Source organism: Streptomyces sp. SCSIO 75703 (genome assembly GCF_036607905.1).
In the GTDB taxonomy this organism is placed as follows: domain Bacteria; phylum Actinomycetota; class Actinomycetes; order Streptomycetales; family Streptomycetaceae; genus Streptomyces.
In genome coordinates this window covers 3,313,435-3,336,256 of sequence record NZ_CP144555.1, presented here as the reverse complement: position 1 = coordinate 3,336,256, position 22,822 = coordinate 3,313,435, and the positions used below count along the sequence as shown (strand labels likewise).

21 protein-coding genes and 1 pseudogene are annotated in these 22,822 nt (G+C 71.8%); 21 read left to right on the top strand and 1 reads right to left on the bottom strand.

Annotation, left to right across the window (positions count from 1 at the left end):
• The first annotated feature begins 58 nt into the window (after positions 1-58).
• The 4 genes from VM636_RS14505 (at position 59) to VM636_RS14490 (ending at position 5,685) form a co-directional block, all read left to right on the top strand.
• On the top strand, positions 59-1,036 hold the full coding sequence (locus VM636_RS14505) for a zinc-binding dehydrogenase (protein ID WP_053912979.1): 978 nt from the start codon (positions 59-61) through the stop codon (positions 1,034-1,036).
• A gap of 226 nt (positions 1,037-1,262) precedes the next feature.
• On the top strand, positions 1,263-2,846 hold the full coding sequence (locus VM636_RS14500) for an MDR family MFS transporter (RefSeq protein ID WP_051821318.1): 1,584 nt from the start codon (positions 1,263-1,265) through the stop codon (positions 2,844-2,846).
• A 194-nt stretch (positions 2,847-3,040) separates the two neighbouring features.
• Positions 3,041-4,081, top strand: coding sequence for a methyltransferase (locus VM636_RS14495; protein WP_051821317.1), 1,041 nt, complete (start codon positions 3,041-3,043; stop codon positions 4,079-4,081).
• Positions 4,078-5,685, top strand: a complete 1,608-nt coding sequence (locus VM636_RS14490) for an FAD-dependent oxidoreductase (protein WP_030420257.1) — start codon at positions 4,078-4,080, stop codon at positions 5,683-5,685. Before VM636_RS14495 ends, VM636_RS14490 begins: the two co-directional genes overlap by 4 nt.
• 71 nt (positions 5,686-5,756) lie before the next feature.
• Here the strand turns inward: VM636_RS14490 and VM636_RS14485 are convergent, their stop codons facing one another.
• Entirely contained in the window at positions 5,757-7,352 is a 1,596-nt protein-coding gene (locus VM636_RS14485) for an FAD-dependent monooxygenase (RefSeq protein WP_338484709.1), read from the bottom strand.
• 135 nt (positions 7,353-7,487) lie between these two features.
• On the opposite strand from VM636_RS14485, the gene VM636_RS14480 reads away from it, so the two are divergent.
• From VM636_RS14480 to VM636_RS14400, 17 genes and pseudogenes are all read left to right on the top strand, one after another.
• On the top strand, positions 7,488-8,012 hold the full coding sequence (locus VM636_RS14480) for a DUF1772 domain-containing protein (RefSeq protein WP_338484707.1): 525 nt from the start codon (positions 7,488-7,490) through the stop codon (positions 8,010-8,012).
• Positions 8,009-8,542 carry a hypothetical protein gene (locus tag VM636_RS14475; protein WP_158786426.1) on the top strand — a complete coding sequence of 178 codons (534 nt, stop codon included), beginning with the start codon at positions 8,009-8,011 and terminating at the stop codon, positions 8,540-8,542. Before VM636_RS14480 ends, VM636_RS14475 begins: the two co-directional genes overlap by 4 nt.
• A complete protein-coding gene (gene asnB / locus VM636_RS14470) occupies positions 8,539-10,410 on the top strand; it encodes an asparagine synthase (glutamine-hydrolyzing) (protein WP_030420253.1) in 1,872 nt (623 codons plus the stop codon). Before VM636_RS14475 ends, asnB begins: the two co-directional genes overlap by 4 nt.
• Positions 10,411-10,722: 312 nt before the next feature.
• Positions 10,723-12,663, top strand: a complete 1,941-nt coding sequence (locus tag VM636_RS14465; RefSeq protein WP_078855909.1) for an AfsR/SARP family transcriptional regulator — start codon at positions 10,723-10,725, stop codon at positions 12,661-12,663.
• Between the two features lie 161 nt (positions 12,664-12,824).
• Positions 12,825-13,196: a TcmI family type II polyketide cyclase gene (locus VM636_RS14460; RefSeq protein WP_030420251.1), complete on the top strand. Its 372-nt coding sequence runs from the start codon at positions 12,825-12,827 to the stop codon at positions 13,194-13,196.
• Positions 13,193-13,621 (top strand): cupin domain-containing protein, encoded by a 429-nt coding sequence (locus VM636_RS14455; protein ID WP_030420250.1) that lies wholly within the window; start codon positions 13,193-13,195, stop codon positions 13,619-13,621. Before VM636_RS14460 ends, VM636_RS14455 begins: the two co-directional genes overlap by 4 nt.
• Complete coding sequence (locus VM636_RS14450; protein ID WP_338484704.1) at positions 13,618-14,904, top strand: beta-ketoacyl-[acyl-carrier-protein] synthase family protein; 1,287 nt, start codon at positions 13,618-13,620, stop codon at positions 14,902-14,904. The genes VM636_RS14455 and VM636_RS14450 overlap by 4 nt, the downstream gene beginning before the upstream one ends.
• A complete protein-coding gene (locus VM636_RS14445; RefSeq protein ID WP_030420248.1) occupies positions 14,901-16,169 on the top strand; it encodes a ketosynthase chain-length factor in 1,269 nt (422 codons plus the stop codon). The genes VM636_RS14450 and VM636_RS14445 overlap by 4 nt, the downstream gene beginning before the upstream one ends.
• Before the next feature lie 38 nt (positions 16,170-16,207).
• A complete protein-coding gene (locus VM636_RS14440) occupies positions 16,208-16,471 on the top strand; it encodes an acyl carrier protein (RefSeq protein ID WP_030420247.1) in 264 nt (87 codons plus the stop codon).
• A pseudogene (locus VM636_RS14435) lies at positions 16,471-16,917 on the top strand (SRPBCC family protein); the annotation flags it as partial. The gene VM636_RS14440 and the pseudogene VM636_RS14435, both read left to right, overlap by 1 nt.
• Positions 16,900-17,667, top strand: a complete 768-nt coding sequence (locus VM636_RS14430; RefSeq protein WP_037858159.1) for an SDR family oxidoreductase — start codon at positions 16,900-16,902, stop codon at positions 17,665-17,667. The pseudogene VM636_RS14435 and the gene VM636_RS14430, both read left to right, overlap by 18 nt.
• A gap of 29 nt (positions 17,668-17,696) precedes the next feature.
• On the top strand, positions 17,697-18,446 hold the full coding sequence (locus VM636_RS14425) for an SDR family oxidoreductase (RefSeq protein ID WP_030420245.1): 750 nt from the start codon (positions 17,697-17,699) through the stop codon (positions 18,444-18,446).
• 34 nt (positions 18,447-18,480) lie between these two features.
• Positions 18,481-18,774 carry an antibiotic biosynthesis monooxygenase family protein gene (locus VM636_RS14420; protein WP_030420244.1) on the top strand — a complete coding sequence of 98 codons (294 nt, stop codon included), beginning with the start codon at positions 18,481-18,483 and terminating at the stop codon, positions 18,772-18,774.
• A complete protein-coding gene (locus VM636_RS14415; protein WP_053912974.1) occupies positions 18,771-19,115 on the top strand; it encodes an antibiotic biosynthesis monooxygenase family protein in 345 nt (114 codons plus the stop codon). The genes VM636_RS14420 and VM636_RS14415 overlap by 4 nt, the downstream gene beginning before the upstream one ends.
• A 2-nt stretch (positions 19,116-19,117) precedes the next feature.
• Positions 19,118-20,377, top strand: coding sequence for a cytochrome P450 (locus tag VM636_RS14410; RefSeq protein WP_053912973.1), 1,260 nt, complete (start codon positions 19,118-19,120; stop codon positions 20,375-20,377).
• Between the two features lie 38 nt (positions 20,378-20,415).
• Positions 20,416-21,240: an SAM-dependent methyltransferase gene (locus tag VM636_RS14405; protein WP_053912972.1), complete on the top strand. Its 825-nt coding sequence runs from the start codon at positions 20,416-20,418 to the stop codon at positions 21,238-21,240.
• A 60-nt stretch (positions 21,241-21,300) separates the two neighbouring features.
• Entirely contained in the window at positions 21,301-22,761 is a 1,461-nt protein-coding gene (locus tag VM636_RS14400; RefSeq protein WP_159042096.1) for an oligopeptide:H+ symporter, read from the top strand.
• The last annotated feature ends 61 nt before the right edge of the window (positions 22,762-22,822 follow it).

Here is a 22,822-nt window from a genome sequence, read left to right as displayed (position 1 = left end):
CGGAGCCGTCAGGCGATGAGTCCGCGGCTCGACAACACCTCCTAGTTGGGAGAACACCATGCGCATCGTCCGCCACTACGAGCACGGGGCCCCCTCGGTGCTGCGTGTCGAAGAGGCGGAGAGGCCGCAGCCCGGACCGGGCGAAGTGCTGATCCGCACCCAAGCCGTCGGCGTCACGTTCGCCGAGGTCCAGCGCCGTCAGGGCATCCCGATCGGCGGCCACGCCTCGCTGCCCGGTGCCCCCGGCGGCGATGTCGCCGGCGTCGTCGAGGCACTCGGCGAAGGCGTCACCCACGTCGGCATCGGCGACCGGATCGTCGTCGACGTCGACCGCGGCGCCTACGCCGACTACGTGACCGCCGACGCCGCCTGGGCCATCACCATCCCGGACACCATGGACGCCGCCGAGGCGACCCTGCTGCCCAGCCCGGCCCAGACGGCGTACCACGCCATCAAGGAGTCCGGCCGGCTCCAGCCCGGCGAGTCGATCCTGATCGACGCGGCCTCCGGGGGCGTCGGCCACCTCGCCGTGCAGATCGCCAAGGCGATGGGCGCCGGGAAGGTGATCGCCACCGCCGGCACCCAGGCCAAACTGGACTTCGTCCGTGACCTGGGTGCCGATGTCACGGTCAACTACACCGACGACGACTGGGACGAGCAGGTCCGGGCCGCCACCGAGGGCCGGGGCGTGGACGTCGTACTGGAGACCGTGGGCGGCGACATCCTCACCAAGAGCGTCGCCCTCACCGCCCAGTTCGGCCGACTGGTCTTCTACGGCTCGGCCAGCGGCGACATCCAGCCCATTCACCCGCTGATGCTCAGCCGGATGAAGACCGTGGCCGGATTCGCTCTCTACGCCATGCTCTACAACAAGCCCGAGGTCATCGCCGCGGGACAGCGCGACCTGCTCGACATGATCGCCACCGGCAAGGTGCGCCCGGTCGTCCACGAGCGGCTCGGGCTCGACGCGGCCGTCAAGGCACACGAACTGATGGAAGCCCGGGCCCAGCTCGGCAAGATCGTCCTCGTCCCCTGACGCGGGACCGGCGCCCGGCCTCCCGACCGACGTGACCGGTCACGATCATCCCCCGCTCGGGGCCGGTCACCCGCCGTACGGCACGCGAGGGTCTCGTCGTGCCGTACGGCGCACCCACCGCAGTCCACAGCGATCCCCCGACGGATCCCACACCGCAGACGACGCCGGCCGTACACGGCCGGCGGGACGGGGATGGCACTCACTCCAGCCCGAAAGGCGAATCACCGTGCCCTCCCGCACCACGGGGACCGACAGCCCGCTCACCGCCGTCGGCCCCCCGTCCCGGACCCGGATCCAACCCGTCATCGCCGCCTGCCTGCTGGCCGTCTTCCTGGCCATGCTGGACTCCCAGATCGTGGCCACCGCGCTGCCCCGCATCGTCGGGGACCTCGGCGGTCTCGACGTGTTCTCCTGGGTGACGACCGCGTACATCATCGCCGCCGGCGTCACCACGCCCGTCTACGGGAAACTGGGCGATCTCTTCGGCCGGAAGAAGATCTTCCTGTTCGCGGTCGTGGTCTTCCTCGTCGGCTCCGCGCTGAGCGGCGCCGCCCAGTCCATGGAGCAGCTCATCCTGTTCCGCACCGTGCAGGGCATCGGCGCCGGCGGCCTCTTCGTCTCGGTGCTCGCCATCATCGGAGAACTGTTCAACCCACGTGAGGCCGCCAGGTACTTCAACCTCTTCGGCATCGTCTTCGCGCTCGCCGCGCTGGCCGGCCCCGCCGTCGGCGGCGTGCTCACCGACCTGCTCGGCTGGCACTGGGTCTTCCTGATCAACCTGCCCGTGGGCATCGTGATCCTCGTCCTGGTCTCCGCCTCTCTGCACCTGCCGCGTACCGACCGCCCGGCGCGCATCGACTACCCGGGCTTCGTCCTGCTCAGCGCCGCGATCGTCGCGCTCACCCTGGCCGCGAGCTGGGGCGGAGTGAAGTACGCGTGGCTGGACTGGCGCATCCTCGGCCTCGCGGCAGGCGCGGTGCTGCTCGCCGTGGCCTTCGTCGCCGCCGAACGCCGGGCCGCCGAACCCGTCATCCCGCTGCACCTCTTCCGCGACTCCACCTTCAGCGTGAGCGTGCTGGTGAGCGTCGCGGCGGGCATCGTCTTCCTCGGCTCGGTCAACTTCCTGGCGATCTACATCCAGGTGGTGACCGGTGCCAGTCCCACCATGTCCGGTGTGGTGCTGCTGCCCATGATGTTCGGCCTGGTCGCCTCCTCGGTCGTCAGCGGCGTCGCGATCACCAAGACGGGGCGCTACAAGTGGTACCCCGTGCTCAGCATGGCCATCGGCGTCGTGGGCGCGCTGCTGCTGGCCACCATGGACGCCGGTACCTCCCGTGCCGTGGTCATCGGCTTCATGCTGGTCTTCGGCGTCGCCGCCGGCCTGAACATGCAGGTGCTCACCATGGCCGCGCAGAACACCGCGCCCCGCCACGACATCGGCGCGGTACACGCGACGGTGTCCTTCGCCCGGCAACTGGGCACCACCGTGGGCATCTCCCTGTTCGCCTCGATCTTCTACAGCAGGCTCACCGAGGAGATCGCCGAGCGGACGCCCGCCGACGCGCTGCGCGGCATCGACACCGACGCGCTGAACTCGACCGAGACCCTGGACCGGCTCACCGAGCCGGTGCGCAACGCGGTGGAGCAGTCGTACGCCGCCGCGCTCACGCCCGTGTTCCTCACCGCCGTACCGGTCCTCCTCCTCGGGCTGCTGGCCGCCCTGACGATGAAGAACCTCCCCCTGCGCGGCGAGGAGCACCAGGAGCACCAGGAGCACAGGGACCACGAGACGGAGGCCGTCGACAACTGACCCGCCTCACCTGCCGTACGTGAGCCGCCCTTCCGCACAGGGGGAGGGCGGCTCAGGCACGTCTTGCGCCTCCCCGCGCCCGGGCGGCCTTCAGCGCCCTTCGAGTCCGAATCGACGGCGCGCGAGCATCGTCGGCACTGCACAGCCGTACAACGCAGGCCGATCGACAGGCAGCGGCAGAGCAGGAGGCTCGCGTGACAACGACCGAAGACCCGCAGACGGCCCCGGCGGTCGACCCCGGACCACTGATCCGGCTGACCATCGCCGACTGTGCCGCGAAGGTGCTGCACAGCGCCGTGACCCTCGGAGTGTTCGGCGTGCTCGCGGGAGACCCCGCCGACGCCGCCGAGGTGGCCCGGCGCACCGGCATCCACCACCGGATGGCCCCGGACTTCCTGGACGCACTGGTCGGGCTCGGTCTGCTGGAGCGCACGGGGGGCCGCTACCGGAACTCCCCGCTGGCACGGGCCTACCTGGTCCCGGATTCCTCCACGTACCTCGGCGGCTTCGTCGAGCTGACCAACGAGACGCTGTACGGCACCTGGGGCCGGCTCACCGAGGCGCTGCGCTCGGGCGAACCCCAACACCTCGACGCGGACAAAGGCGGCTTCGTCGGGGACCGGCACGAGGACCCCGCCAGGATGAAGCGGTTCCTGGCCGGCCTCGACGCGTACAGCGACCGGATGGGTGCCGAACTCGCCCGGTGCCTCGACTGGACCCGGCGCTCCTCGTTCGTCGACCTCGGCGGCGCGCGCGGCAACCTCGCGGCCGTCCTGGTGCGGGCCTATCCGCATCTGCGGGCGACCTGCTTCGACCTGGAGCGGACACGGCCGCTGTTCACCGAGCACATCGGCGGCCTCGGCCTGGCCGAACGGGTCGCCTTCGCCGGCGGGGACTTCTTCACCGATCCGATCCCGCGGACCGACGTCGTCGTCCTCGGCCACATCCTGCACGGCTTCGACACCGCCCGACGGCGCGAGCTGATCGGCCGGGTGTTCGAGGCGGTGCGGCCGGGCGGCACGGTCCTCGTCTACGACCGGATGATCGACGACGACCGCAGCGACCCGGAGCGGCTGCTCAGCAGCCTGCACATGCGGCTGGTCAGTCCCGACGGCTCCGAGTACCGGGCCGCCGACTGCCGGGCCTGGCTGCGCGGGGCCGGCTTCACCGACGACGACGCACAGCCCCTGCTCGGCACCCACACCCTGGTCACCGCCCACAAGGAGGCAGCGTGAAGACGCACCGGACCCCAGTGCTCATCGTCGGCGGCGGGCTGACCGGACTGTCCGCGGCCCTCTTCCTCGCGCATCACGGCGTCTCCGCCACCCTGGTGGAGCGTCACGCCGACACCTCCACTCACCCCAAGGCCCGAGCCATCAACCCGCGGACGATGGAGCTGTACCGTGCGGTCGGCATGGAGGAGCGGGTACGTGCCGGGCGTTCCCCCATCTCGGGCAACAGCGACCTGGTGCACGTCGAGAGCCTCGCCGGCCGGGAACGTCTGCGGATGCCCAGCGCCTCCCCGGAGGACATCGGCCGGATCAGCCCCACCCAGTGGACGCTGATCGACCAGAACCAACTGGAGCCGATCCTGCGGGAACGGGCTGCCGAGGCTGGTGCGGACGTCCGCTTCGCCACCCGGGTCGACACGCTGCGCGAGGATGCGGAAGGGGTGCTGGTCGGCACCACCGACCTGGCCACCGGGGCGAGTTCGCGGATTCGGGCCGACTACGTCATCGCGGCGGACGGCAGTCGCAGCCCACTGCGAGCGATGCTGGGCATCGGGGCGCACGGCCGGGGCACCCTCACCGACCTCGTCAGCTTCTTCTTCGAAGCCGACCTGACCGAGGCGCTGCGCGGCCGTCGGATCATCGCGGCCTACGTCAACAACCCCGAGGTACGCGGCACGATCATCCCCATCGACAACGACCGCCGCTGGGTCATCAACGTCTCCTTCTTCCCCGAGAGGGGCCAGCGCGCGGAGGACTTCACCGAGGAGCGCTGCGGCGCACTGGTGCGGGCCGCGGTCGGGGTGCCCGATCTGCCGCTGAAGATCGAGTCGGTGGACATGCCCGCCTGGGACATCTCCGCACGTGTGGCGGACACCTTCGCGACCGGCCGGGTGTTCGTCGCCGGTGACGCCGCCCACGTGATGCCGCCCACCGGGGCGTTCGGCGCCAGCACCGGCATCCAGGACGTGTACAACCTGGCCTGGAAGCTGGCCCTGGTGCTGTCCGGCACGGCCGGCCCCGGGCTGCTGGAGAGCTACGACACCGAACGGCGGCCGGTGGCCGAGGAGACCGTCCGGCAGGCGATGCTGCGGTTCGCGGTGCGGGAGGGCAAGCGGTATCAGGAGGTCGCCGGCGATCTGCTGGACGAGACGACCATGACGTTCGGGTACTGCTACCGCTCCGGGGCCTTCGCCGAGGAGGAGGGGGCACCCGACTCGATCGTGGAGGACCCCGCGCATCCCGGCGCACGGCCCGGCGCACGGGCCCCGCACGTCCGGATCGACGCTCCCGAGGGGCCGATGTCCGTCATCGACCTGTACGGCGACGGGTTCACGCTGCTGGTGGACGAGGCGGCGGGGCGGTGGACCGGGGCGGTGGAGCAGGAGGCCGCGCGCCTCGGTGTCGGCCTGAAGGCCGTCCGCATCGGACCCGGCACCGGCTTCCGTGACCGGGACGGGACCTTCCGCAGCCGGTACGGCCTGCCGGCCGGCGGGGCGGTTCTGGTTCGGCCCGACGGGTTCGTCGGCTGGCGTACGACCGCAGGGCGCAGCGGACAGTCCGGCCGCAGGGCGATCGCGGCCCTGCGGGCGATCCTGGACCGGGCGTAGCGCCCCCGCACCGCACGGCCGCGGTGTTCCTTCCCGGAGCACCGCGGCCGTGGTGTGGGCGGGTCCGGAACCTACGGCCGGTCCCGCGCGGGGGCCGTGCGGTGCAGGACCGTGTCGAGAGCGGCCGTCAGGGACTCGGCGGGGTTCTGCGGCAGGCCGGTGCCGCGCCAGGCGATGAAGCCGTCCGGGCGGAGCAGGACCGCGCCGGTGTCCTGGACGCCGTAGCGGGTGAGGAAGCGCTCGACGACCCCGGCCGGCTCCCGTGCGCCGACGCGGTGGAAGGGCAGGCCGAGGGCGGCCGCCGGCTCTTGCCAGCCGGCGCCGTCCGGGCCGGCGAGGAGCCAGAAACCACCGTCGAGGAGGTCGTGCAGGGCAGTCTCCTTGCCCTGGCGGACCAGGGGGAGATGGGGGGCCCGGGTGCCGGGGCGGCCACTGGGGGCGGTCGGGTCCTCGACCACCGAGGTGTCGTCGTCGTCCTCGTTGACGAGGGCGCCGGACCGGTACACGTGGCCGAACAGCACCGTGGTCTCGGGACGGTGCCGGGCCGCTGCCGCCTCGTCGAGGCCACTGCGCTGGAGGTAGCGGATGACGCCTTGGTCGACGGTGAACTCCGCGACCGGCGCCCGCTCCTGTTCGTAGGTGTCCAGCAGCCCGGGACCCGCCTGCCCACGCAGCACCCGCGCGAGCTTCCATGCCAGGTTGTGCGCGTCCTGGATCCCCAGGTTGCCGCCGAACCCTCCCGTGGGCGGCATCACATGCGCACAGTCACCGGCGAGCAGCACCCGGCCGGAGCGGAACCGGTCCGCGACCCACGCGGCGATCTCCCAGCTCGTCGCGGACTCCACCGTTACCCGGAGACCGGGCACCCCCGCGGCGGCCCGCACCAGGTCCACGCAGTCCTCGGTGCCGTAGGAGCGGTGGTCGGCCCCGGGCGGCAGGCTCGGTGCGAGCACCCAGCGGTCGGAGTCCGCGCCACCGAGTTTGCCGAGTACGCCCTTGACGGCCGGGTTGCTGACGAAGCAGAGGAAGAAGGCGCGCCCCGCGACGTAGGGGTCGAGGTGGGCATGGAAGACGATGTTCATCTGCCTGCCGAACACGCCCGGTCCGTGGTGACCGATGCCGAGCGAGGTACGGATAGCCGCCCGTGAGCCGTCGGCCGCGACCAGGTACCGTGCCCGCACGGTCCGCTCGCAGCCGTTGCCCGGGCCGCGCAGGACGGCCGTGACTCCGTCCGCGTCCTGGGTGAACCCCGTCAGCTCGGTGGCGAAGCGGATGTCCGCGCCGAGTTGCTCCGCCCGCTCCCGCAGCACGGGTTCGAGACGGTCCTGCCCGATCAGGGTCCAGCCCGTCGTACCCACCTCGTCCGGGTCGTGCCGGAACGGGCCGGCGAAGCGCCCCAGTTCGGGCCCGGCGAGCGATTCGGCCTGCAGGATGTCGCCGTACTGGGCGTGCGGGTTCTCCCGGGCCCGCACCGCGTCCTCCAGGCCGAGCGCGCGCAGCAACTCCATGGTCCGCGGGCTCGCCGCCTGCGCCCGGGGGTGCGCCGAGATCTCCGCGTGCCGCTCCACCAGCAGTGCACGGATGCCCTGGCGCGCGAGGAACAGGGCCTGGGCAAGGCCCACCATGCTGCCGCCCACGATGAGTACTTCGGTCGTCTCGTCCGCCATACCGGCTCCTCGAAGGTCTGGGGATGTGTTCGGTTTCGGCGGCCCGATGCAACACCCGGAGCCTCGAACCGGGATCGCGGCGCGGGCGAACGGAACCCGCGCGGGGAGGCGCGCTCCCAGACGGATTCGAGTGTCGTGCGAGGAGCGGCTGACAGGTTCGTCCTGTTCCGGGCCCGAGGCGCGGCGCAGGACTCGAAGGAGGCGGAAGCGGTGGTGGAAGCATTGAGTGTGCTGGTGCTGACGGGCACCGGCCTGGTGGCGGGCGTGCTCTTCGCGGTCGCGGTGAGCGTGATGCCCGCGCTGACCGCGATGACACCGGAGCGGTACGTGTCCACGCACATCCTGCTCGGCAGGCGCTACGACCGGATCATGCCGTTCGTCGTCACCGGTTCCACCGCCGTGGACGCGGGGCTCGCGGTACGGGTGTCGGGCGGTCCCCGGCTTCTGTTCGTGGCCGCCGCCCTCTGCATGGCGGGGGTGGCCGTCGTGTCGCAGACCCGGAACGTACCGATCAACCGGACGGTCAAGCGGACCCGGCCCGAGGACCTGGGACCCGGCTGGCGCGACCCGCGGCCGGCCTGGCGCGACTGGCACCTGGTGCGCACCTGCCTCGCGATCGCGGGCTGTGTACTGACGGCAGCCGCGGTGGTGTGGTCATGACCCCCGTAGTCGTACGTGATCTGCCGCAAGGGGCGGAACGGGACGCGGCCGACGCCCGGATGAAGGAGTTGCTGGCCCGCCCCGAGCCCGGTCCGGCGGCCGAGCGGCTCGTACTGCTGCACTTCACAGGACGGCGCAGCGGGCGGCCGTACACCGTGCCCGCCGGTGTGCACACCCTCGGCGGCGCGCTGGTGGTGGCGACCGGCAGCGGCTGGCGACACAACTTCGCCGGCGGCTCGGCGGGCGAGCTGACCTGGCGGGGGGAGCGGCGACCGGTGCGGTTCGCGCTGGTCGACGACGCTGAGCGGACCGCGCGTGGCTATCTGGAGTTGTACCGCCGCTACGGGGACACGGCCCCACGCCGGCTCGGCATCGCGGTGCGCGGCGAGGGAACGCCCGGACTCGGCGCTTTCCGGGACGCCGTCGTCCGGGACGGGCTCTCCCTGGTGGAGGTCAGCCCCGCCGCCCGCGCCCCGGAGGGGAACGAAGCACCGTCATCAGACGCAGCGAACGAGAGGGCACGACGATGAGCGGAATCGCCGGCTGGGTGGACTTCGAGCGGGACCTGACACCGGAGGCGCCTACCGTACGGGCGATGGCGGAGGCACTCGCGCACCGTGGCCCCGACGGGGCCGGTGAGTGGGTCGAGGGGCATGCCGCGCTGGCCCACCGGCGGCTCGCCCTGCTGGACCCCGGACACGCGGTCCAGCCGGCCCTCGTGGATTCGGAGTCCGGAAGCCCGGTGGCCGTGCTGACCCTGGACGGGAGCATCACCAACCACCTGGAGCTGCGCAGTGCGCTGGCCGCCAAGGGACACCGATTCGCGACGTACGGCGATGCCGAGGTGGCGCTGCACGCCTACCTGGAGTGGGGCCCCTCGTTCCCCGAACGGCTGGAGGGGCTGTTCGCCCTGGCCGTGTGGGACGTACGACGGCAGGAACTCCTGCTGGTCCGGGACCGGTTGGGGGTAAAACCGCTGTGCTACTTCCTGACCCCGGCCGGGGTGGTCTTCGGCTCGGAGCCCAAGGCCCTCCTGGCGCACCCCTCGGTGCGACCGGTGGTCGACGCCGACGGGCTGCGGGAGCTGTTCGCGCACAGCCGCAAGCCGGGCACCGGGGTGTTCCGGGGCGTGCGCGAGGTACTTCCCGGCCACGCGATGACCGTGCGGGCTCCTGGCACCGGACACCGGCGTTACTGGTCGCTGCCCGCGCGTCCGCACACCGACGGCCTGGAGACCACGGTCGCCACCGTACGCAGGCTGCTGTCGGACGCGGTGGCAGCGCATCTGCGCGCGGATGTGCCGGTCGGCGCGATGCTCTCGGGCGGGATCGACTCCAGCGCGCTGACCGCGCTCGCCTCCCGGGAGCGGCGCGCGGCGGGGGGCGGGCTGAAGTCGTTCTCGGTGAACTTCACCGGATACGCACAGAACTTCGAGCCGCACCCGACCATGCGCGCCACCCCCGACGCCCCTTACGCGGCCCTCGCCGCGGAGCACATCGGCACCGAGCACACGGAGATCCTGCTGCGGACGTCGGCGCTCGCCGACCCGCGGACCCACGCCGCCGCCCTGCGCAGTCAGGACGCACCCTCGCCGCTCGGTGACATGGATGTCTCGCTGCTGCTGTTCTTCGAGGCACTGCGCGGATCGGGGATCACGGCCGTGCTCTCCGGGGAGACCGCCGACGAGGTGTTCAACGGCTTCTTCTGGGCGTACGACCCGGCGCACAGCAATTCCACCACCTTCCCCTGGGTCTCCTTCGAACGGGGCCACGACGCCGCCGCCGGCGGGTTGGGCTGCTCGCTGGTCGACCGCACCCTTCGCGGGGAGTTGGATTTCATGGAGTACGCCGACCAGCACTACCGCGACGCCCTCACCGAGGTTCCGCGGGTCTCCGGGGAGAGTGCCGCCGAGCGCAGGGCACGCGAGGTCACCTATCTGGCACTGACCAGGTGGGCCCCGACCCACCTGGACCGTGCCGACCGGATGAGCATGGCGCACGGGGTGCAACTGCGTCCGCCGTTCTGCGACCGGGCGCTGGTGGAGTACGTCTACAACGTGCCGGCCGCGATGAAGCGCGTGAACGGCCAGGAGAAGAGCCTGCTGCGCGCCGCTGTCGCCGATCTGCTGCCGGAGCCGGTGCTCAAGCGGCCGAAGAGTGCCTATCCGACGGTGCAGGAGGCGGCGTACGGCGAGTTCGTGCGGCAGCGCTTCGGGGACGTGGCCGGGGACCCGTCGGCACCGGTCGCCCCGCTGCTGGACACCGAGGCGACCCGGGTGACGCTGGGTGCGGCGGCGGCTCCCAGCGGTGCCTTCGCGTGGGTGGAGCGGGCGAGCATGGAGATGGTGCTGCGGTTGAACACCTGGCTGGAGGAGTACCGGGTCGAGCTGAGTCTGTGAGGCTGCCCGGAGGCTACACGATCCACATAAATGTGCATCTTGTCATCCATATGTCCGCTGGCATAGGATGCGTGGGCAAGGGTCAGGGGAATGCGGCATTCGGCTGGAGTGGAAACTCGACACCCCGCCGACGGTGGCCGCAGGGTTTTGTCGGATTCAACTTCTTTTCGGTGAACCGATTTCACGGGTAAAGGCGAGGCAATTTCTGGAGTTGCCGCCCGCGGAAAGTGTTTCGCTTGGAAATGAGTGACGCAGGAAGGTGAGCAGACGACAGCCTTCACCACATAGTGCGGCCAACTCAGGGGGAATGCAGTGATAGAGATCGGCCTGCTGGGCTCCATGCGAATACGAAGGAACGGGGAGGACGTCACACCGTCGGCCCCCAAACTGCGTCAAGTGCTGGCCCTGCTGGTGCTCAATGTCAACTCACTGGTCAGCGTGGACCAACTGTGCGAGGAGTTGTGGGAGGACCATCCCCCGCTCAGTGCGCTGACCACCCTGCAAACCTACATTTATCAACTGCGCCGGAGGCTGCTGTTGGCCACCGAACAGCACGGCGCGCCTTTCGGATCCCGCCCACCGCACGGCAGCCCCGCCATCCTGACCCGAGTGGGCGGGTACGAACTGCGGCTGGACGACAAGCGGTCGGTGGACGCCTACCGCTTCGACCGGCTCGCCGAACAGGGCATGGCACAGCTCCGTACCGGCGCTCCGCAGGAGGCGGCGGAGACCCTCAAGTCGGCCCTTTCCCTGTGGCACGGCGGGGCGCTGGTCGACGTCAGCACCGGACGCCGGCTGTCGGCTTGGTCGACCCAACTGGAGGAACGCCGGAAGAGCGTCCAGGAGCAACGTTTCTCCTTAGAGCTGGAACTCGGCCGTCACCAGGCCGTGCTGGACGAGCTGGCGGAAGCCTTCCGCGGCCACCCCACCCACGAGGCGTTCGCCGGGCAGTTCATGCGGGCCCTGCACCGTTGCGGGCGCCGCCCCGACGCCCTGAACGCCTTCCGTACCCTGCGCAGCCATCTCGTGGAGGAACTCGGACTGGAGCCCTCGGCGCAGTTGCAGCGGCTGCACCAGGAGGTGCTTGCGGACCGCGGCCACCTCAGGGGTCCGGCGCCGGCCAAGACCGAGGCCGGGCCCGGGACGCGCGCGCTCGTGCCGGGCCCGGCCCAGCTCCCCGCCGACGTGGGTGACTTCGTCGGACGGGAACGGGAACTGGGGCAACTGGAGACGTTCCTGGGCGCGGACCGGTCCAGCTCCGGCATGCGGGTCGTGGAGGTGCACGGCCCGCCCGGCGTCGGCAAGAGCGCCTTCGCCGTCCGAGCCGCGCACCGGCTGCGCCCGCGCTTTCCCGACGGGCAGCTCTTCATCGACCTGTCCGCCGTCGGCGAGGGCTCCCGACAACTCGCCGACGTGCTGTCGGCCTGTCTCACCGCCTGCGGCATCCAGCGCCGGGCCCAGCCCGCCGGGCTCGACGAGCTCAGCCGGCTCTTCCGCACCTGGACCGCCGACCGCCGGGTGCTGGTCGTGGTCGACGACGCGCTCACCGCCTCTCAGATCCGTGCCGTCCTGCCGGGCGGATCAGGCTGTGCGGTGATCGCCACCAACCGCTATCGGGCGCACAGCCTCTCCAGCGGCCGCAAGATCGTGCTCCCCGCCCTGTCCTCCAAAGAGTCCCTCCAGCTCTACGACAGGGTCGCCGGGGAGCGCTCACGGCAGGAGGACCCCGTGGCGGTGCAGGAGCTGATGGGGATGTGCGAAGGACTTCCCCTGGCGATCAGGGCGGTGGCCGGTCGGCTCACCGCCCGGCCCGGCTGGTCAGCGGCCCGGCTGGCACTGCGGCTGCGCGGCAACCACCGGACGCTGCTCGAACTCCCCGACGGCACACAGTCCTTCATGACCACGGTGGCTGCCAGCCACCGGCACCTGCCCGCCCGCTCCCGGCAACTCCTGCACCTGCTGCTCCAGCGCGAGCGCCCTCACTGGAGCCTCGCCGAGGTGGTGGCACGGCTGGGGCCCGGCATCGGTGACGCCGAGACGCTCCTCGAATACCTCGTCGACGTCCACCTCGTCCAGGAACACCTGACACCGGACGGTGAGCCTCTGTACTCCGTGCCCCGGCTCACCCGGCAGGCCCTGATCCTCCTGCTGCGGGGCACCTCCATGGGCTGCACGAACGGCCGGACGGCCGGGGCCGGTGACGTCGGCGACGGCGACGGCGTCACCCTGATGAAGGCGGACGTCCACCGTTAGCACAGCCCTCCACGGCCCGCCGCACCCCGGGTGCGGCGGGCCGCAGTGCTGACCCCAGCCTGCCGCAACGGGGGCCGCCAGCGGTTCTCCAGGCGCCCTCCAGAGCGCCTCGACCCAGGCCCACCAGGGTGAACGCAGAACCGACAAGCCGGGAGGACATCGTGCACCGAACGCTGATCGTGGCGAGGATGGATCTCGCCGACGCCGAGGGCGTCGCGCAGGTCTTCGCCGATTCGGACAGCACCGAACTGCCGCACCTGGTGGGGGTGTCGAGGCGGACCCTGTTCGCGTTCCACGACCTGTACTTCCATCTGGTGGAAGCCGACCAGGACATCGCGCCGAACCTGTACAAGGCGCGCAGCCACCCGCTCTACGAGGAGATCAACACCCGGCTCGGGCAATTCATCTCGCCCTACGACCCCGAGTGGCGCGAGCCCAGGGACGCCATGGCGGTCCCCTTCTACTCATGGACGCCCCAGCAGGGCCCGCGGACCGGCGCCCCGCGCTCGGCGAACCTGGGCGGTACCCGATGAGCGCCGCCACCACCAAGGTCTCGGCGAACGAGGTCCCCGCCAACACCAGGCGGGGCGGCGACATCCGGGTCACCCTCAGCCCCAGGACCGTGGGCTGCACGTCCGGCTTCGGCGGAGTGCTCCGACTGGCCGCCGGACACCATGTCACCGAGCACTACCACCCGTACTCCGAGGAGTTCCTGCATGTGATCCGGGGCCGCCTCGAAATGACGCTGAGCGGCGGCACCCCGGTCGAACTCGGCCCCGGCGACTCGCTGCTGGTGCCCATCGGAGTCCGCCACCGCCTGGTCAACAGCGGGACCGGGCCGGCCGAGGCGGTCTTCCACCTCGCGCCGCTCGCACCGCGCCCGGAGCTGGGCCACGTCGACACCGAGCAGCCACGCGACGCGTCCGCGGACAACCCCGACGTGGGAGCGCCCCGATGACGGCGCCGCACCGACGCGCCGTGATCACCGGGGTGGGTGCCGTCGCACCCGGCGGAACCGGCCGGGACGCCTACTGGGAGCTGCTCACCACCGGCCGCACTGCCACCCGCCGCATCAGCCTGTTCGACCCGGCCGGGTTCCGTTCCCAGGTCGCCGCAGAGTGCGACTTCGACCCGCTCGCCGCCGGGCTCACCCCCCAGGAGGCACGCCGGATGGACCGGGCGGGCCAGTTCGCGGTCGTCGCCGCCCGCGAGGCCGTCGCCGACAGCGGCGTCGAACTGCCCGGCACCGCCCCGGAGCGGGTCGCCGTCAGCATCGGCAGCGCCGTCGGCTGCACGATGGGCCTGGAGGAGGAGTACGCGGTCCTCTCCGACGGCGGCCGCGACTGGCTGGTCGACCACAGCTACGGCGTTCCCCACCTGTACGGCTACATGGTGCCCAGCACCCTCGCCGTCGAAGTGGCCCGGCAGGCCGGCGCCGAGGGGCCGGTCGCGCTGATCTCCACCGGCTGCACCTCGGGCCTGGACGCCATCGGACACGGCGTCCAGCTCATCGAGGAGGGCACGGCCGACGTCGTGCTCGCCGGCGCGACCGACGCCCCGTTGTCACCGATCACTTCCGCCTGCTTCGACGCCATCAAGGCCACCACCGCCAACAACGACGATCCCGAACACGCCTCGCGCCCCTTCGACGGACGGCGGGACGGCTTCGTCCTGGGCGAGGGTTCCGCCGTCATGGTGATCGAGGAACTGGAGTCGGCCAGGCACCGCGGCGCCACCGTGTACGCCGAGATTCTCGGTTTCGCCGGGCGCAGCAACGCCTTCCACATGACCGGACTCAAGCCCGACGGCCGGGAGATGGCGGAGGCCGTCCGGGTCGCCCTCGGCCGGGCGCGGCTCGCCCCCGGCGACATCGACTACATCAACGCGCACGGCTCGGGCACCCAGCAGAACGACCGGCACGAGACCGCCGCGTTCAAGCGCAGCCTCGGACAGCGTGCCTACGAGGTGCCGGTCAGCTCCATCAAGTCGATGATCGGGCACTCGCTCGGTGCCATCGGCTCCCTGGAGATCGCCGCCTGCGCACTGGCCCTGCGCCACCAGGTCGTCCCGCCGACGGCCAACCTGTCCACGCCCGATCCCGAGTGCGACCTCGACTACGTGCCGGTGACGGCCCGGGAACACCGGATGAACCGGGTGCTGAGTGTCGGCAGTGGGTTCGGCGGCTTCCAGACCGCGATGGTCCTGGGCCGGCCGGTCCCCGGCCGCGGGGAGGCGGCATGAGTGCTTCCGGCATACGTCCCGGCCGTCGCGGCCGGTCCGTGGTCACCGGGATCGGGGTGGTCGCGCCCACCGGGATCGGCGCCGCCCGGCACTGGGAGTCGGTGCTCGCCGGAAAGAGCGGCCTCGCCCGGATCACCCGCTTCGACCCGACCGGGTACCCCGTCCACGTGGCGGGCGAGGTACCCGGATTCCAGGCCGGCGAGCACGTGCCGGGACGGCTCGTCCCGCAGACCGACCGCTTCACCCACTTCGCGCTGGCCGCCGCGGAGGCCGCCCTCCTCGACGCCGCAGCCGACCCGGCGACCCTTCCGGAGTACGAGATGGCGGTGGTGACGGCCAGTTCCTCGGGCGGCACCGAGTTCGGACAGCACGAGATGGAGAACCTCTACCAGAAGGGCTCCCCCTGGGTCGGCGCCTACCAGTCCATCGCCTGGTTCTACGCGGCCACCACCGGCCAGATCTCCATCCGGCACGGCATGCGCGGCCCCTGCGGGGTCATCTGCGGCGAACAGGCCGGCGGCCTCGACGCCCTCGGCCAGTCCCGGCGACTGCTGGACACCGGCTCCCGGCTCGTGCTCAGCGGCGGCACCGACGCCTCGTTGTGCCCGTACGGCCTGGTGGCGCAGTTGTCCACCGGGCGACTGTCCACCGAGGACGATCCCGCCCGTGCCTACCTGCCCTTCGACACGGCCGCGTCCGGCTTCGTCCCGGGGGAGGGCGGCGCCATGCTCGTCGTCGAGAATGCGGGCACGGCACGCGCCCGCGGGGTCCCGGCGTACGGCGAACTACTGGGCTACGCAGCCGGGTTCGATGCAGCGGCGCACGACGGCGCCGCGCGGCACTCCGTGCTGGCCGCCGTCGTCCGGCGGGCCCTCGCCGACGCCTCGCTCGCCCCCGGCGACGTCGACGTGGTCTTCGCCGATGCCGCCGGAACCCTCGCCGAGGACCTCGCCGAGGCCCGCGCCATCACCGAGGTCTTCGGCCCTGGCGGCGTACCGGTGACCGCGCCGAAGACCCTCACGGGGCGCCTGTACGCGGGTGGCGCCGCACTGGACGCGGCGACCGCGCTGCTCAGCCTGAGCGCCGGCGTGATCCCGCACACCGCGGGGCTCGGCCGGCCGGCCCCCGGCTGCGACATCGACCTCGTACTCGACCGCCCCCGCCGGACCGACCCCCGCACGGCCATGGTCCTGGCCCGGGGCCACGGCGGCTTCACCTCCGCACTGATCCTCGGCGCCGGCGCTCACGACGCCCGCCCCAGGTGACCGGCCCACCATCCACGACGTACGAAAGGCGGCTCCCCATGGCGGAGTTCACCCTCGACGACATCCGGCGGATCCTGCGCGCGAGCGCCGGCGTCGACGAAGAAACCGATCTGGACGGCGAGCACTTCGCCGACACCGCGTTCGCCGACCTCGGCTACGACTCGCTGGCCCTGTTGGAACTCGTCAACCGCGTCGAGCGCGAGCACGGCATCCGGATCCCCGACGGCGACCTCACACACACCCAGACACCTCTCGAGGCCGTCTCCTATGTCCATGACCGGATCAGGAAGGCCCGCGTCTGATGGCTGGACACACCGACAACGCGATCGTCGTCGAGGCACCGATGGACCTGGTGTGGCGGATGACCAACGATGTCGCCGCCTGGCCCAAGCTCTTCAGCGAGTACGCCTCCGCCGAGATCCTCGGCAAGGAAGGTGACACCGTCACCTTCCGCCTTGCCCTGCACCCGGACGAGAACGGCACGGTCTGGAGCTGGGTCTCCGAGCGCACCGCCGACCCGGCCACCCGCACCGTCGTGGCCCGCCGTGTCGAGACCGGTGTCTTCGCCTACATGAACATCCGCTGGGAGTACGAGGAGGTGCCCGGTGGTGTACGGATGCGCTGGATCCAGGACTTCGCGATGAAGCCCGGCGCTCCGGTCGACGACACCGGGATGACGGCCAGACTCAACCGCAACACCCCGGTCCAGATGCGGCTGATCAAGGCCAAGGTGGAGACCGCGGCCCGCGCCGGGCGGCAACTGCGCGGAAAGCGCGTACTGGTGACCGGCGGCAGCCGCGGCATCGGGCGGGGTATCGTCCTCGCCGCGGCCCGTGCCGGCGCCGACATCGTCACCTGTTACCGCACCCCGGGCCCGGCCGTCGCCACCCTGGAGGAGGAACTGGCCGGCACCCCCGGCAAGCATCAGGTGCTGCGGGCCGACGCCGCCGCGCAGACGGATGTGGACCGGCTGGCCGCCGCGTGCGAGGCGAGCCTCGGCGGACTCGACGCCGTCGTCAACAACGCCGCCGCCTTCCGGCCCCGGGCCTACGCCGACCTCGGACACGCCGAGTGGGCCGCCAACCTCCGGGACAATCTCACCGCCACGCACCTGGTCACCCAGCGCGCCCTGCCGCTGCTCGGCGCCGGCTCCTCGGTGGTCAACATCGGGTCCACGGTCGCCTTCATCGGTATGGCCGGCGGCGTCCACTACACCGCCGTCAAGTCCGCGCTGGTCGGCATGACCCGTTCGCTGGCCCGGGAACTCGGACCGCGCGGAATCCGCGTCAACACGGTCTCGCCCGGCCGCATCGCCACCGAGGCGCTCGGCGAACTCCCCACCGAGGAGGCCGAACGGCAGCGCGCCACCTTTGCCTCCTTCACCGCGCTCGGCCGGCTCGGAACCCCCGACGACATCGCCCAGGCCGTGCTGTTCCTCATCAGTGACCGCGCCGGCTACATCACCGGCCAGAACATCCACGTCGACGGCTGCGTCTGAGCCGCGGCCCAGCCATGGAGGGAATCCCAGTGGACATCGCACTGCACGGCAGGAAACTGCTCGTCACCGGCGGCACCCGGGGCATCGGCCGGGGCATCGTCCTCGCCGCGGCGCGGGCAGGCGCCGACGTCCTCACGTGCTACCGGCAGGAGAGCGAGGCCGTCGACAGCCTGACCGCCGCGTTGAAGGAGACGGCCGGCGACCACCACGTGATCCGCGCGGACGTGGGCGACACCACCGAGGCCGACCGCCTCGTCGGCGAGGCCGAGGACCGCTTCGGCCGGCTCGACGGGATCGTCAACAACGCGGGCGTGATCAGCCACATCCCGTTCGCCGACCTGCCCGCGGACGAGTGGGCGCGGATCCTCGACACCAACCTCACCGCCGCCTACCGGATCACCCAGCAGGCGCTGCCGTTGCTGGGCGCCGGCGCCTCGGTGGTCAACATCGGCTCGCGCGGAGCCGCCGCGGGTATCCCGCTGCGCGCCCACTACACCGCCGCCAAAGCCGCGATGATCGGGCTGACCCGCTCCCTCGCCAAGGAACTCGGCCCGCAGGGCATCCGCGTCAACGTGGTCGCCCCCGGCGTCGTCGAGACCGAGGCCCTCGCCACCATGCCCCCCGACCGCGCCGACGGACTGCGGGCCACCTACTCCCGCAAGACCGCGCTCGCCCGCCTCGGCACCGTCGGGGAAGTCGCGGGCCCGGTGCTGTTCCTGCTCTCCGACGCCGCCGCGTACATCACCGGCGAGACCCTCAACGTCGACGGGGGGATCTGACGTGCTCGAACACGACGAGAAGGTGTTCCGGGTCATGCTGCGGATGCAGATCAAGCCCGGCATGGAGAACGACTTCGAGAAGGTGTGGCTAGAGGTCGGCGACTCGGTCACCACCCACCCCGCCAACCTCGGCCAGTGGCTGTCCCGCAGCACCGAGGAGGACGGCGTCTACTACATCGTCAGCGACTGGACGAACGAACCACTGTTCCGCGACTTCGAGACCAGTCACCGGCACCTGGAGCACCGCCGGAAGCTCCACCCGTACCGCTCCGGCGGCTCCATGACGACCATGCACGTCGTCGCCGCCCTGTCCGGCGCCGCATCGTGACCGGCGGCGCCATCGAGGTGGTGCTCTACCACCTGAGCGACGACCCGGGCCTGGTACTGCCCGCGTACCACGAGTCCAGCCGCCGGATGGCGGGCACCGCCGGTCTGCTCGGCAACAGGCTGCTGCACGCCATGGGCGACCCGCACTCCTATGTCGTGGTCAGCCGCTGGTCGGACTGGGAGGCGTTCAGCGCCTGGGAGAGCGGCCCCGCACACAAGGACCAGACCGCCCCGCTGCGGCCGCTGCGTGACACCGGCCGGGACCGGCCCTTCGAGATCTACCGGGAACTCGCCGGCTACACGGGAGACCGGGCAACCGCCGACGTCACGGAGGGAGTCTGACAATGGCAGGTACCAAAGCCCGGCAGACCACCGCGCCGATGGACCTGTTCACCCCCGCCTTCCACCAGAACCCGCACGAGGCGCTGGCCGGCCTGCGCCGGACCGCGCCCGCCGTGCCCGTGACGACACCGAACGGCCTGCGCACCTGGCTGGTCACCGGATACGAGCACGCCAGGGCCTTGCTCGCCGACCCCCGGCTGAGCAAGGACATGCGGGTAGGCAGGGACCTCATCCCGCAGAACTTCACCGACCCGGACAAACGGCGGGAGTTCCTCGCGGAGTCGGGCGAGCGAAGCCAGTTCCCGCACGTACTCAGCGTGCACATGCTGGACAGCGACCCGCCGGACCACACCCGGCTGCGCCGGCTCGTCGGCCGGGCGTTCACCGCACGCCGGGTCGAGTCCCTGCGACCGCGCATCACCGCGCTCACCGACGAACTGCTGGACGCCATGGCACGGCACGAGCGGCTGGACCTGATGGAGGCGCTGGCCTTCCCGGTGCCGTTCACGGTCATCTGCTGGCTGCTCGGGGTGCCCCCGGACGACCGGGCGGCCTTCCGCCGGTGGTCCAACCTGCTCGTCTCGGGCGCGGGCACGGACGAGGTGCGCGAGGCCGCCGTGTCGATGATCACGTACCTGAAGGCACTGCTCGAGGCGAAGCGGGCCGAACCGGCCGACGACATGCTCACCGACCTGGTGCACGCCAAGGACACCGACGGCGGTCTGTCGTCCGACGAACTGGTCTCCATGGCCTTCCTGCTGCTCGTGGCCGGACACGAGACCACGGTCAACCTCATCGGCAACGGCACCCTGGCCCTGCTCACCCACCCCGAGGCGCGGGAGCAACTCGCGGTGGACGAGTCGCTGTGGCCCGCCGCCGTCGAGGAGTTCCTCCGCCACGACGGCCCGGTCACCAACGCCACCTGGCGGTTCACCACCGAGCCGGTCGAGGTCGGCTCCGTGACCATCCCCGGGGGCGAGTTCGTGACCATCTCACTCGGCGCCGCCGGCCGCGACCCCGCCCGTTACCCCGAGCCGGACCGACTGGACATCACCCGGGCTCACACCGCCTCGGTCGCCTTCGGCCACGGCATCCACCACTGCCTGGGCGCCCCGCTCGCCCGGCTGGAGGGTCAGATCGTCCTCAGCCGCCTCTTCACGCGCCTTCCCGGACTGCGACTCGCCGCGGACGCGGGCCGACTGCGCTGGCGCAGCAGCCTGATGATGCGCGGCCTCGAAGAACTCCCGGTCCACACGGCGTAACGGCCGCCCCCATCCGCCCCCTACCGGAGGAGACCCCCGTGAAACGCCAGGACACCGAAACGGACCGCCCCGCCTGGGCGCCGCCGGAGGTCGACATCACCACCCCGAGCATCGCCCGGGTCTACGATCACTGGATCGGCGGCACCCACCACTTCGCGGTGGACCGGGAACTCGCCGACAAGGTCGCGGCGGGCAACCCCGGCCTCCCGGACACCCTCAGGGCCAACCGGGCCTTTCTGCGCCGCGCGGTACGCGAACTGTCCGCGCTCGGCATACGGCAGTTCCTCGACATCGGCTCCGGCATTCCTGCCGACGGCAACGTGCACGACATCGCCCTCTCCGCCCACCCGGACAGCAAGGTCGTCTACGTCGACATCGACCCGGTGGCCGTCGCACACGGCCGGGCACTGCTCGCCGACGAACCCAGAGCGACGGTCTTCCAGGGCGACTTGTACAAGTCCCAGGAGGTCCTGGAAGCGGAGGACACCCGCGGGCTGATCGACTTCGGCCGTCCGGTCGGACTGATCCTCGCCGCCGTACTGCACTTCGTTCCGGACGGCGACGACCCGCGCGCTCTGGTGGGCCGGTACACCGAGCGGCTGGTTCCCGGCAGCGCCATGGTGATCTCGCACGCCGGCGCGGAGGAGGTGCCGAGGGCAGCGCCGGAGGCGGCCGAGGAGTACCGGGGAGCCGTGAGCCGGGTGATATGGCGGGACAACCGGGAACTCGCCGCGCTGTTCGAGGGATTCGAGTTGATGGACCCCGGCGTGGTCCGGGCCCCGCTGTGGCGTCCCGAACCGGCCGAGACCCCCGACCCGGGGCTCGCGATGCTGGCCGGAGTGGCGTTGAAACCGGCCGGGTGACTCCCGGTGGACACCTCCCCGACTCCGTCACCGGACGCACGGCCGCTGTCCGCACCCGTCGTGGCGGTACCGGCGGGAAACCGCCGTGGCCCCGGCTTCGGCACCCTGCTCGCGGTCGACCTGTGGGAGCGGTTCAGCTTCTTCGGCATGGCGGCGATCCTGGTTCTCTACCTGACCGCTTCCGAGGCTCGCGGCGGCCTGGGCATGGCACCGCAGCCGGCCACCGCGCTCTTCGCCGCGTACATGTCGCTCACCTTCATGGCCGGCCTGCCGGGCGGCTGGCTCGCCGACCGGCTGCTGGGCGCGCGCCGGGCCGTGCTGCTCGGCGGTGTGCTCATCACCTGTGGCCACGCGGTACTCGCGGTACCGGTGACGGCAACGCTCTACGCGGGACTGCTGCTGGTCGTCGCGGGAACAGGGCTGGTCAAGCCCGCCATGGCGGCCATGGTCGCGGGAGTCAGCGGGGCCGGGCAGGGCCGGCGCGAGGCGGCCTTCTCGCTCTTCTACATGTGCATCCAGGCCAGCGCGCTCGTCGCCCCCGTGGTCACCGGGCTTCTGGCGGAGCGCGTCGCCTGGCATCTCGGTTTCGGGGCGGCTGCCCTCGGCATGACGGCAGGGCTGATCCAGTTCGCCGCGGGCCTGCACCGGTACGGCGACGTGGGCGCGCGTCCGCCCCGCCCGCTGCCACGCCCCGAGGCCGCGGCCACGCTCCGGCGCGTCGCCTGGGCCACCGTGGCGGTGGGTGCGCTCCTGGTCCTGCCGGCGGCGAGCGGGCTGCTGCCTCTCCCCGCGGTGCTCGCCGTCCTCGGCCTCACCACGGTCACCCTGCCCTTCTGGTACCTGTGTTCATTGCGCCGGACCCACGCGCTGGGAGCCGTCCACAAGCGGCGGCTGACCGGGTTCACCGCGCTGATGGCCGCCTCTGCCGCATTCTGGATGATCTTCGCGCAGAGCGGATCGGTGCTCAGCCTGTTCGCCGAGCGGCACACCGACCGGGACCTGCTCGGCTTCGAGGTCCCCGCCAGTTGGTTCCAGTCGGTGCACCCGCTTCTCGTCCTGTTGGCCGCTCCGCTCTTCGCCCGGCTGTGGCTGCGGGCCGGGCCGCGCGTCGACGTGTCCGTCAAGTTCGCGGGCGCGCTGGTCGCCGCCGGGCTCAGCTTTCTACTCATGGCCGTGGCGGCCCGGCTCGCCGAGCACGGTCCGGTGGGCCCCCAGTGGTTGCTGCTGGTCTACCTGCTCTACTCCTGCGGCGAGATCGCACTCGCCCCGGCCGGTCTGGCGCTGGCCGCCACGGTCGCGCCTCCCGGCAGCACCAGCCGTCTGCTCGCGGTGAACGGCATGTTCGGTGCCGTGGGTGTGGTGGTGGGCGGCCAGCTCTTCCGGCTGACCGCGGTACTGTCGCCGGCGGCCTACTTCCTGCTGGTGGGGTCCTTCGTGCTTCTCGCCGGTACGGCTGTCGCGCTGGGCACCCCACGACTACGCAGGCTGCTCGGCCGGCAGGCCGGCTCCACCGGCGGCTGAGGGCACGCCCTGGCCGGGGCGGGCTACGGATGCACTGCGGAGAAGCGCTCCAGGCGAACGA

Bases quoted from the DNA above. Each gene is read 5' to 3' on its own strand.
- VM636_RS14445 (WP_030420248.1), top strand. From the start codon at position 14,901: ATGAGTGCTTCCGGCATACGTCCCGGCCGTCGCGGCCGGTCCGTGGTC.
- VM636_RS14485 (WP_338484709.1), bottom strand. From the start codon at position 7,352: ATGGCGGACGAGACGACCGAAGTACTCATCGTGGGCGGCAGCATGGTG.
- asnB (WP_030420253.1), top strand. From the start codon at position 8,539: ATGAGCGGAATCGCCGGCTGGGTGGACTTCGAGCGGGACCTGACACCG.
- VM636_RS14440 (WP_030420247.1), top strand. From the start codon at position 16,208: ATGGCGGAGTTCACCCTCGACGACATCCGGCGGATCCTGCGCGCGAGC.
- VM636_RS14450 (WP_338484704.1), top strand. From the start codon at position 13,618: ATGACGGCGCCGCACCGACGCGCCGTGATCACCGGGGTGGGTGCCGTC.
- VM636_RS14420 (WP_030420244.1), top strand. From the start codon at position 18,481: ATGCTGCGGATGCAGATCAAGCCCGGCATGGAGAACGACTTCGAGAAG.
- VM636_RS14475 (WP_158786426.1), top strand. From the start codon at position 8,009: ATGACCCCCGTAGTCGTACGTGATCTGCCGCAAGGGGCGGAACGGGAC.
- VM636_RS14505 (WP_053912979.1), top strand. From the start codon at position 59: ATGCGCATCGTCCGCCACTACGAGCACGGGGCCCCCTCGGTGCTGCGT.
- VM636_RS14410 (WP_053912973.1), top strand. From the start codon at position 19,118: ATGGCAGGTACCAAAGCCCGGCAGACCACCGCGCCGATGGACCTGTTC.
- VM636_RS14455 (WP_030420250.1), top strand. From the start codon at position 13,193: ATGAGCGCCGCCACCACCAAGGTCTCGGCGAACGAGGTCCCCGCCAAC.